At 71.9% G+C, this 10757-nt stretch carries 9 protein-coding genes; 2 read left to right on the forward strand and 7 right to left on the reverse strand.

Annotated elements, in window-relative coordinates; all coding sequences use genetic code 11:
- Nucleotides 1-23: 23 nt before the first annotated feature.
- The 5 genes from VIW71_RS03360 to VIW71_RS03380 form a co-directional block, all read right to left on the reverse strand.
- Entirely contained in the window at nt 24-1379 is a 1356-nt protein-coding gene (locus VIW71_RS03360; RefSeq protein ID WP_331620406.1) for a replication-associated recombination protein A, read from the reverse strand.
- Between the two features lie 10 nt (nt 1380-1389).
- Nucleotides 1390-2082, reverse strand: a complete 693-nt coding sequence (locus tag VIW71_RS03365) for a gamma-glutamyl-gamma-aminobutyrate hydrolase family protein (RefSeq protein ID WP_331620407.1) — start codon at nt 2080-2082, stop codon at nt 1390-1392.
- Nucleotides 2083-2117: 35 nt separating this feature from the next.
- Entirely contained in the window at nt 2118-2774 is a 657-nt protein-coding gene (locus tag VIW71_RS03370; RefSeq protein WP_331620408.1) for a vitamin K epoxide reductase family protein, read from the reverse strand.
- Nucleotides 2775-2882: 108 nt separating this feature from the next.
- Nucleotides 2883-4145, reverse strand: a complete 1263-nt coding sequence (hisS, locus tag VIW71_RS03375; protein ID WP_331620409.1) for a histidine--tRNA ligase — start codon at nt 4143-4145, stop codon at nt 2883-2885.
- 11 nt (nt 4146-4156) lie between these two features.
- Nucleotides 4157-4885: an MBL fold metallo-hydrolase gene (locus VIW71_RS03380; protein WP_331620410.1), complete on the reverse strand. Its 729-nt coding sequence runs from the start codon at nt 4883-4885 to the stop codon at nt 4157-4159.
- A 249-nt stretch (nt 4886-5134) separates the two neighbouring features.
- Between VIW71_RS03380 and VIW71_RS03385 the strand changes: the two genes are divergently transcribed.
- Nucleotides 5135-5986: a peptidylprolyl isomerase gene (locus tag VIW71_RS03385; RefSeq protein ID WP_331620411.1), complete on the forward strand. Its 852-nt coding sequence runs from the start codon at nt 5135-5137 to the stop codon at nt 5984-5986.
- A gap of 146 nt (nt 5987-6132) precedes the next feature.
- Entirely contained in the window at nt 6133-7362 is a 1230-nt protein-coding gene (locus tag VIW71_RS03390) for a DUF349 domain-containing protein (RefSeq protein WP_331620412.1), read from the forward strand.
- Between the two features lie 113 nt (nt 7363-7475).
- On the opposite strand, the gene VIW71_RS03395 is transcribed toward VIW71_RS03390, so the two are convergent.
- Both VIW71_RS03395 and VIW71_RS03400 read right to left on the reverse strand, forming a co-directional pair.
- Entirely contained in the window at nt 7476-9824 is a 2349-nt protein-coding gene (locus tag VIW71_RS03395) for a RelA/SpoT family protein (RefSeq protein ID WP_331620416.1), read from the reverse strand.
- Between the two features lie 258 nt (nt 9825-10082).
- Nucleotides 10083-10646: an adenine phosphoribosyltransferase gene (locus VIW71_RS03400; protein ID WP_331620413.1), complete on the reverse strand. Its 564-nt coding sequence runs from the start codon at nt 10644-10646 to the stop codon at nt 10083-10085.
- Nucleotides 10647-10757 lie beyond the last annotated feature (111 nt).

The following is a 10757-nucleotide window of genomic DNA, read 5'->3' on the forward strand; positions in this document are numbered from 1 at the left end:
CACCGCGGGGGGTGCGCGGCGGGTCACTCCCCGCGGCCGGCCAGGCGGTCCCGGACCCGCTCCAGGATGTCCGCGTACCGGGCCTCCGCGCCGTAGCGGGTGGGCTCGTAGTAGCGGCGCCCGACCAGTTCGGGCGGGGCGTACTGCTGGGCGGCGATCGCGCCGGGGACGTCGTGCGGATAGACGTACCCCCGGGCGTGGCCGAGCTCGGCCGCGCCCTTGTAGTGCCCGTCGCGCAGGTGCGGCGGCACCGGTCCGGCCTTCCCCGCGCGTACGTCGGCCAGCGCGGCGCCGATGGCGGTCGTCGCGGAGTTGGACTTGGGGGCCAGCGCGAGGGCGATCGTGGCGTGGCTGAGGATCAGCGCGGCCTCGGGGAAGCCGATCATCGCCACGGCCTGCGCGGCGGCCACCGCGGTCGGCAGTGCGGTGGGGTCGGCCAGACCGATGTCCTCGCTCGCGGAGATCATCAGACGGCGCGCGACGAAGCGGGGGTCCTCGCCCGCCTCGATCATCCGGGCCAGGTAGTGCAGCGCCGCGTCCACGTCCGAGCCGCGGATCGATTTGATCAGGGCGCTGGCCACGTCGTAGTGCTGGTCGCCGTCCCGGTCGTAGCTGACCGCGGCCCGGTCGACCGCCTCCTCCAGGGTGGCCAGGGCGATGGTGTCCTCGCCCTTGGCCAGCGCGGCGCCGGCCCCCGCCTCCAGGGCGGTCAGCGCGCGGCGGGCGTCGCCGCCCGCGATGCGCAGCAGGTGCGACTCGGCGTCGTCGGGGAGGGTCACCGCGCAGGCCAGACCGCGCTCCTCGGTGAGCGCTCGGTGCAGGACGCCGCGCAGATCGTCGTCGGTGAGCGGTTCGAGGGTCAGCAGCAGGGAGCGGGACAGCAGCGGCGAGATCACCGAGAAGTACGGGTTCTCGGTGGTGGCCGCGACGAGGGTGACCCAGCGGTTCTCCACGGCGGGCAGCAGGGAGTCCTGCTGGGCCTTGCTGAAACGGTGGATCTCGTCGAGGAAGAGGACGGTCTCGCGCTGGTAGCCGCCGGACTGGCGCTTGGCGCTCTCGATGACCGTGCGGACCTCCTTGACGCCGGCGGTGATGGCGGAGAGCTCCACGAAACGCTTGTTCGTGGCCTTGCTCACGACGTACGCGAGGGTGGTCTTGCCGGTGCCGGGCGGGCCCCACAGGATCACCGAGGAGGACCCGGCGGGGCCGCCGCCGCCCTCCCCCACCAGGCGGCGCAGCGGCGAGCCCGGGCGCAGCAGGTGCTGCTGCCCGACCACCTCGTCCAGGGTGCGCGGACGCATCCGCACGGCGAGGGGGCTGGCGCTGGGATCCCGCTCCCGGCGGTCTTCCGCGGCTGCGGTGAACAGATCTGGCTCCACGCCATGCAGCCTAGGTCACCGCACTGACACGCCCGCCGCGGGCCGCGTCCACCAGGCCTTGGACGACCCGCAGGTCCGCACCGGCCTCGGGGTGCCACTGGACACCGAGGGCGAAGGGTTCGCCGGTGACCTCTACGGCTTCCACGGTGCCGTCGTCGGCATGGGCGCTCGCGGTCAGGCCCGCGCCGAGGCTGTCGACGGCCTGGTGGTGGTAGGTGGGCACGGTGTACGGCTCAGGGGTCAGCTTCGCCAGCAGCGTGCCCTCGACCGGGGTGACCCGGTGCCGCCCGAACCGGCCCGGCGCCCCGGTGTGGCCGTCGAGGTGCTGCACGAGGGTGCCGCCGTACAGCACGTTCAGCAGCTGCATCCCGCGGCACACACCGAGGACGGGCGTCCCCCGCCCGAGCGCCGCGGCGAGCACCGCGAGCTCCCACTCGTCCCGCTCGGTTGCCGCGGGGCCGGTCCGCTCGTCGCGCACCGCGCCGTACCGGTGCGGCTCCACGTCCGGCCCGCCGGCCACGACGACGGCGTCGAGGCGTCCGACCGCCGCGGCGGCTGCCTCCGGCCGGTCCGGCGGCAGCAGTACGGCGATGCCGCCCGCCTGCTGGACGACCCGCACGTAGCCCGCCGGGAGCAGCACGGCGGGGGCGTCCCACACGCCCCACCTGGCCTGCTCCAGGTATGTCGTCACGCCGACCAGCATGCTGCCTCCGTACCGTTCCCCACCGTGCCCGAGCCTCAGACGAGCGTCTTCCAGTACGACCACCAGCGCGCCAGGATCAAGGTGGCGATGATGCCGTACCAGAGCACGGGCACCACCCAGTGGAACTCCAGCACCAGGGCGCGCGGGCCCTCGGGGACCTTGATGATCCGGTGCTTGATGTTGTGAACCAGCGTGTACCAGAAGATCGCGATGGTGACGACCCAGGCGAGGCTGCACCACAGGCAGAGCGAGTCGATGTTGTAGAGCGTCTGGTACTGCAGCCAGGAGCAGAAGACCACGCCGAACAGGCCGCCGGCCTGGAGCCCGAGCCAGAACCACGGCCGGTAGCGGGCCCCGGCGAACATGCCCACCGCCAGCGCGATCACCATGGAGTACGCGACCAGGCCGATGATCGGGTTCTGGAAGCCGAAGACATGCGCCTGCGAGCTCTGCATGACGTTGCCGCAGGAGATGATCGGGTTGAGGCTGCACGCCGGGGTGTAGGTCCTCCCCTCGACCTTGGCCTCGAGCAGCTTGAACTTGTCGTCGGTGATGACGAACGACGCGAGGAGTCCGAGCGCGCCGCAGATGAGCAGGAGCCAGGTGAAGGCACGTCCTGCCGCGATGCCGTCCGGCTCCGGCTGCTCGCTGCCGCCGTCCGTTCGCGTCTCGTCAAGCGCGGAAGTCGTCATGGCCGCCGTTCTTCTCGGTCGGTGGGGGTGAGCCGGCACCCCTCATTGTGCACGAGGGCGCCGTGGAGGCGACAAGGTCCACAGCGCCCTCGTACCCGTACGAGCGGATCAGGCCAGTCGTTCCTTGACGGTGGTGACGACCTCGTCCAGCGCGACCGGGCCCTGCTCCCCGGTCTGGAGGTCCTTGAGCTGGACGACGCCCTCGGCGAGGTCCCGCTCCCCCGCGACCAGCGCGAAGCGCGCGCCGGAGCGGTTGGCGGACTTCATGGCGTTCTTCATGCCCTTGCCGCCGAAGGCGAAGTCCGCCGCGATCCCGGCCCTGCGCAGCCCGGTGACGGCGGTGAACAGCGCCCGCCGCGCCTCCTCGCCGAGCGGCACCGCGTAGACGTCGGTGACCGGCGGCAGCGGCGGCTGCACGCCCTCGGCCCGGAGCGCGAGCACGGTACGGTCCACGCCGAGCGCCCAGCCCACCGACGGCAGCGACGGGCCGCCGATCATCTCCGACAGGCCGTCGTACCGCCCGCCGCCGCCGACCGCGGACTGCGAGCCGAGTCCGTCGTGCACGAACTCGAAGGTGGTCCGGGTGTAGTAGTCGAGGCCGCGCACCAGCCTGGGGTCGTCCTCGTAACGGATGCCGGCCGCCGCCAGCAGCTCGCGCACCTGCTCGTGGTAGGACTTGCACGCCTCGCACAGGTGGTCGGCGATGAGCGGGGCGCCGGCCAGCTGCCGCTGCACCGATTCGCGCTTGTCGTCCAGCACCCGCAGCGGGTTGATCTCGATCCGCTTGCGGGTGTCCTCGTCCAGGTCGAGGCCGCGCAGGAAGTCCTGGAGGGCGGCCCGGTAGGCGGGGCGGCACTCCGCGTCGCCGAGGGAGTTGAGCAGCAGCCGCACCTCGCGCAGGCCCAGCGCGCGGTACGCGTCAGCGGCCAGGATGATCAGCTCGGCGTCGAGCAGCGGGTCCTCGGCACCGATCGCCTCGGCGCCGACCTGCGAGAAGTGCCGGTAGCGGCCGGCCTGCGGCTTCTCGTAGCGGTAGTACGAGCCGGAGTACCAGAGCTTGACCGGGAGGTTGCCGCCGCGGTGCAGATTGGCCTCCAGGGCCGCGCGCAGGACGGACGCGGTGCCCTCGGGGCGCAGCGCGAGCCGGTCGCCGCCCTTGGTGGTGAGGGTGTACATCTCCTTGGTCACGATGTCGGTGGACTCGCCGACGCCGCGGGAGAACAGTTCGACGTTCTCGAAGCCGGGGGTCTCCGCGTAGCCGTAGCCCGCGCGGCGGGCCGGTGCGGCGATCGCCTCGCGTACCGCGAGGTAGATCGCGGAGTCGGGCGGCAGCAGGTCGTAGGTGCCCTTGGGGGCCTGGAACACGCTCACAGCAGAATGCGTCACAATCCTCGTCGTGGAGCCGGGTCGCCGGCTCCTGAGCCGCGCGCCGCCTCGCCCAGGTACGGGTTGGCGGCGCGCTCGCGGCCGATGGTGGTCTGGGGGCCGTGGCCGGACAGGACCACGGTCGAGTCGTCGAGCGGCAGGCACACCCGGGCCAGCGACTCGTACAGCTCGGCCAGGGAACCGCCGGGCAGGTCGGTGCGTCCGACGGAGCCGGCGAAGAGCAGGTCGCCCGAGAAGAGCACCGACGGCCACCCCTGATCCTGTGAGGTGGCGGCGCTCTGGGGCAGCCGGTACGTCACCGACCCCCTGGTATGGCCGGGCGCGTGCGCGACCTGGAACTCCAGGCCCGCCAGCCGCAGCACGGAGCCGTCGGCCAGCTCCTTGACGTCGTCGGGTTCACCGACCGTCAGCTCTCCCATCAGCGGCTGCCCGATGGCGCGGCCGAGCCCCTTCTCCGGGTCGCTGAGCATGTAGCGGTCCTCGGGGTGGATCCAGGCGGGCACGCCGTGGGCCCCGCACACCGGGACGACGGACGCGACATGGTCGATGTGACCGTGCGAGAGGATGACGGCGACGGGCTTGAGTCGGTGCTTGGCGAGCATGTCCTCGACGCCCTGGGTCGCGAGGTGACCCGGGTCGATGATCACACACTCCTCACCGGCGGCGGGGGCGACCACGTAGCAGTTGGTCCCCCAGGCCCCGGCGGGGAACCCGGCAATGAGCACGTTCGTCCTTCTGTCGTCCGCGGGTGGTGTCGGCAGCTCAAAAGCCTACCGGCGACGTGGTGGCGGCGGCGAACTCGTATCGTGCCCGTGGCGGCGCGCGCGGGGCGGGATCGCAGGCGGACTGGACTGGGCGCGTGCGGGACGCGAGGATCTGCGCCACACACCGCATGCCGTACCGGCCGCACACAGGTACGGACGGCATGCTGATCATCAAGACGTGTAGACGGCACTCACGACGGAGACGGCGAAGTGGTCACCAAGGAACAGCGGCGGCGGCAGCTCGCCCGGGAGAAGTTCGATCGGCAGCAGCAGCGCCGGGTGCAGCAGCGGCGCAAGTCACAGGTACGCAACTCGGTGATCGCGGCCGTGCTCGCGGTGGTCGTCGCCGGGGCCGGGACCGCGTTCGCGGTCGGCGCGTTCGACAGCAGCGGCAAGAAGGACGACGCGGCCGCGAACCCCTCGGCCACGCCGTCCGGGCAGGCGGCGACCGGCGCACCGGCCAAGGGCCCCGACCCGTGCGCCAAGCCGGCCGCGGGCACACCGGGCACCGAACAGTGGAAGAGCGAGCCGGCCATGTCGGTCGACAAGGGCGCGAAGTACACCTTCACCCTGCGGACCACCTGCGGCACCATCCCGCTGGCACTGGACGCGGCGAAGGCCCCGGAGACCGTCAACTCCTTCACGTTCCTGGCCGGCAAGGGCTTCTTCGACCACACCAAGTGCCACCGGTTGACCAGCGCCGGGATCTTCGTTCTCCAGTGCGGCGACCCGACCGGGCAGGGCAGCGGCGGCCCGGGCTACACCATCGCCGACGAGAACCTGACGGCGCTCGGCGAGGCCGGCCCGAACGGAACGGTCACCTACCCGGCGGGCACCGTGGCGATGGCCAACACCGGCCAGGCGCACACCGGCGGCAGCCAGTTCTTCCTGGTGTACAAGGACAGCCCGCTGGCGCCGAAGTACACCCCGTTCGGCACCATCGGCGCGGACGGCATGAAGGTGCTGGACAAGATCGCCAAGGCCGGTGAGTCCAGCGGGCAGGGCGACGGCGCACCGAACGCCACGGTGGTCATCGACAAGGCGACCGTCACCAAATCCTGATTGGGGCCGCACCGGATGCGGACAGCCGGGGCGCTGGTCGCCTATGTTGGCGTTGGACCGGTCAGGGCGGGCAGCCCGGCCGGAGAGAAACTGTGAACGATGCCCGCCGGGCGCGATTCGGCGGGGCATCACGTGGAGGAGGCGCTGTGAGCAGCGACCCGTGGGGCCGCGTCGATGAGACGGGGACCGTGTACGTGCGTACGGCCGACGGGGAGAAGGAGGTCGGTTCGTGGCAGGCGGGTTCTCCCGAGGAGGCCCTGGCCTACTACGAGCGCAAGTACGAGGGGCTCGTCGTGGAGATCGGCCTCCTGGAACGGCGGGTGCGGACCACCGACCTGGCGCCCAAGGACGCCCTGGCCGCGATCGAGCACCTGCGGACCACTGTGTCGGAGGGCCACGCCGTCGGTGACCTGGCGGCGCTGGCCGAGCAGCTGGACGCGCTGGTGGCGCTGGTGGACTCCCGGCGCGAGGAGCGCAAGGCCGCCAGGGCCAAGCAGCACGAGGAGGCCAGGACCGCCAAGGAGCAGCTGGTCGCCGAGGCCGAGCGGCTCGCGGAGAGCGAGCAGTGGCGTACGGCCGGCGAACGGCTGCGGGCCCTGGTGGACACCTGGAAGGGCCTGCCCCGTCTCGACCGCAAGGCCGACGACGAGCTGTGGCACCGGTTCAGCCATGCCCGTTCGGTCTTCTCCAAGCGCCGCAAGGCGCACTTCGCGTCCCTGGACGCGCAGCGCGAGGAGGCCAGGCGGACCAAGGAGAAGCTGGTCACCGAGGCGCAGTCGCTGTCGGCCTCCACGGACTGGGGGCCGACCGCGGCCCGCTACCGCGAGCTGATGGCGGACTGGAAGGCGGCCGGGCGCGCGCAGCGCGAGGCCGAGGAAGACCTGTGGAACCGTTTCCGCGGCGCCCAGGACGTTTTCTTCGCCGCCCGCGCCGAGGTGTTCGCCGAGCGCGACAGCGAGCAGCGGGACAACCTGGCGGCCAAGGAGGAGCTGGTCGCCGAGGCGGAGAAGCTGCTGCCGGTGACGGACCTGAAGGCGGCGCGTGCCGCGTTCCGGTCGCTCAACGAGCGCTGGGAGGCCATCGGCCACGTGCCGCGCGACGCCCGGCCGCGGATCGAGGCCCGTATGCACGCGGTGGAACGCGCCCTCCACGACTCCGAGGAGCAGGAGTGGCGGCGCACCAACCCCGAGGTCCGGGCCCGTGCGGCGGGTCTGGCCGGCCAGCTCCAGGCGGCGGTCGACAAGCTGCGCGCCCAGGTGGACGCGGCACGCGCCGCGGGCAACACCGCGAAGGCGGACAAGCTGGCCGCCGAGCTCGATGGACGCCAGGCGCTCCTGGACCAGGCGCTCAAGGGCATGGAGGAGCTCGGCGGCTGACGGCCCCCCACGCTCGACAGGGCGCGGCCCCCGTACCGGAACGCCGGTACGGGGGCCGCGCGCTGCTCGACACCGGGCCGCGCGCGTCGCACACGGCGTCCGGAGCCGGTGGCTCAGCGCTGCCGACCCGACGTCACGCGGTAGACGTCGTAGACACCCTCCACGCCGCGGACCGCCTTGAGGACGTGGCCGAGGTGTTTGGGGTCGCCCATCTCGAAGGTGAAGCGGGAGGTGGCGACCCGGTCACGGGAGGTCTGGACGGCCGCGGAGAGAATGTTGACGTGCTGGTCGGACAGGACGCGGGTGACGTCGGAGAGCAGCCGGGAGCGGTCCAGCGCCTCCACCTGGATGGCGACCAGGAAGACCGAGGACTGGGTGGGCGCCCATTCGACATCGATGATCCGCTCGGGCTGCTGGGACAGCGACTCGACGTTGACGCAGTCGGCGCGGTGCACCGAGACGCCGTTGCCGCGGGTGACGAAACCGATGATCGGGTCGCCGGGCACGGGGGTGCAGCATCGTGACAGCTTGACCCAGACGTCGCGCTCGCCCTTGACGATGACGCCGGGGTCGGCGTTGGCCCGGCGTTTGCTGCGGCCCGGGGACGGTGTGGTGATCTCGGCGATGTCCTCGGTCGCGCCGTCCTCGCCGCCGAGCGCGTCCACCAGTTTCTGCACCACGGACTGGGCGGTGATGTGGCCCTCGCCGATCGCCGCGTAGAGCGCGGAGATGTCGGGGTAGCGCATCTCGTGGGCGAGGGTGACCAGCGAGTCGCCGGTCAGCACGCGCTGGATCGGCAGATTCTGCTTGCGCATCGCCCGGGCTATGGCTTCCTTGCCCTGCTCGACGGCCTCCTCGCGGCGCTCCTTGGAGAACCAGGCGCGGATCTTGTTGCGGGCCCGCGGCGACTTGACGAAGCCCAGCCAGTCCCGGGACGGTCCGGCGCCGGACGCCTTGGAGGTGAAGACCTCCACCGTGTCGCCGTTGTCGAGGGTGGACTCCAGCGGTACGAGGCGGCCGTTGACCCGGGCGCCTATGGTGCGGTGGCCGACCTCGGTGTGCACCGCGTACGCGAAGTCCACCGGGGTGGCGCCGGCCGGCAGCGCTATCACGTCGCCCTTGGGGGTGAAGACGAAGACCTCGTTCTGCGAGAGGTCGAAGCGCAGCGACTCCAGAAACTCGCCGGGGTCCTCGGTCTCCTTCTGCCAGTCCAGCAACTGGCGCAGCCACGCCATGTCGTTGACCGCGTCGTCCTTCTTGTCCGAGCGCGGACTGTCGGTGCGCACCTTGGAGGTGCCGGCCACCGCCTCCTGCTTGTACTTCCAGTGCGCGGCGATGCCGTACTCGGCGCGGCGGTGCATGTCGAAGGTACGGATCTGCAGCTCGACCGGCTTGCCGCTGGGCCCTATCACCGTGGTGTGCAGGGACTGGTACATGTTGAACTTGGGCATCGCGATGTAGTCCTTGAACCGGCCGGGGACCGGATTCCATCGCGCGTGGATGGTACCGAGCGCCGCGTAGCAGTCCCGTACGGTGTCGACCAGCACCCGGATGCCGACCAGGTCGTAGATCTCCGCGAAGTCCCGGCCGCGGACGATCATCTTCTGGTAGACGCTGTAGTAGTGCTTGGGACGGCCGGTGACGGTGGCCTTGATCCGGGCGGCGCGCAGGTCCTGCTGCACCTGGTCGGTGACGACGGCCAGGTACTCGTCCCGCTTGGGGGCGCGCTCGGCGACGAGGCGGACGATCTCGTCGTACATCTTGGGGTAGAGGATCGCGAAGGCGAGGTCCTCCAGCTCCCACTTGATGGTGTTCATGCCCAGCCGGTGAGCGAGCGGGGCGTAGATCTCCAGGGTCTCGCGGGCCTTCTTCTCCTGCTTCTCCCGCTTGAGGTAGCGCATCGTGCGCATGTTGTGCAGCCGGTCGGCGAGCTTGATGACCAGCACCCGCGGGTCCTTGGCCATGGCGACGACCATCTTGCGGACCGTCTCGGCCTGCGCGGCCTCGCCGAACTTCACCTTGTCCAGCTTGGTCACGCCGTCCACCAGCAGCGCCACCTGGTCACCGAAGTCGCGGCGCAACTGCTCCAGGCCGTACTCGGTGTCCTCGACGGTGTCGTGCAGCAGCCCGGCCATCAGCGTCGCGGGGTCCATGCCCAGCTCGGCCAGGATGGTGGTGACCGCGAGGGGGTGCGTGATGTAGGGGTCACCGCTCTTGCGCTTCTGCCCGCGGTGCCAGCGCTCGGCGACCTGGTACGCCTGCTCGATCTGCCGCAGTTGGGCGGTGTCGCCCTTGGGGTCGTTGCCCCGGACGACGCGCAGCAGCGGTTCGAGCACCGGGTTGTACGCGGTGGAGCGCTGCACCCCGAGCCGGGCGAGGCGGGCGCGGACGCGGCTTGAGGAGGCTCCGGGGCGGGTCGGCGCGACACTGCCCGGAGTACGTACGGGCCGGACGGCGGGCATGGCCGACTCGGGCGTGGCTCCCCTGCTCTCGGCGGGGGAGTCCGGTGCCCCGGCTGCGGCGTCGAGCGGCTGGGCCTCGTCTGGCAAGAGCACTCCTCACGCGGGTGGGAGTCCCATGGTATCTACCTGCGGCGGGAGGCGGACGCCCGGAGGTGCCGGGCATCTGCCGGGCTGCCCGGCACGCTGGTCGTACCGGCCGCTCCCGGCCGCTCCGGCGGACCGGACGGCCGCCGGAGCGGCCGCACCGGCGTACCGCCGTCAGACGACCACGAGGGCCTCCAGCGGCGCCTCGCCGAGCGCGGGCGCGAGCCGCTTGCGGCCGCCGAGGAACCCCAGCTCCAGCAGCACGGCCACACCGGCAACGGACGCGCCGCAGCGGCGGACCAGCTCCAGGGAGGCCTCCGCGGTGCCGCCGGTGGCCAGCACGTCGTCGATCACCAGCACGCGGTCCCCGGGGGCGAACGCGTCGGTGTGCACCTCGACCGCGGCGGTGCCGTACTCCAGCTCGTACTCCTGCGCCACCGTCTCCCCGGGCAGCTTGCCGGCCTTGCGGACCGGGACGAAGCCGAGCCGGGCACTCGCCGCGGCGGGCGCGGCGAGGATGAACCCGCGCGCCTCCAGGCCGACCACCTTGGTGGCGCCGTGCCGCACGCACAGCTCGGCGAGCGCTTCCACCAGGGCGCTGAAGGCGACGGGGTCGGCGAGCAGCGGCGTGATGTCCTTGAACATCACCCCGGGTTTCGGGTAGTCCGGCACATCCCGGATGCGGGCCAGCAGCAGCTCCCGCAGCTCCGCGGACGCGGCTTCTTCCGTCGTGGTCATCGCGCTCCTTCGTCGGTCGGTGAGGTGCGTCGTCCCGGTACGGTCCCAAGCGTCGTCGCGGCGGCCTCGGACAGCCGCCGCGTACCGGCAGGGCAGCCGTCGCCGCCCGGT

Source organism: Streptomyces sp., from assembly GCF_036524955.1.
Classification (GTDB): domain Bacteria; phylum Actinomycetota; class Actinomycetes; order Streptomycetales; family Streptomycetaceae; genus Actinacidiphila.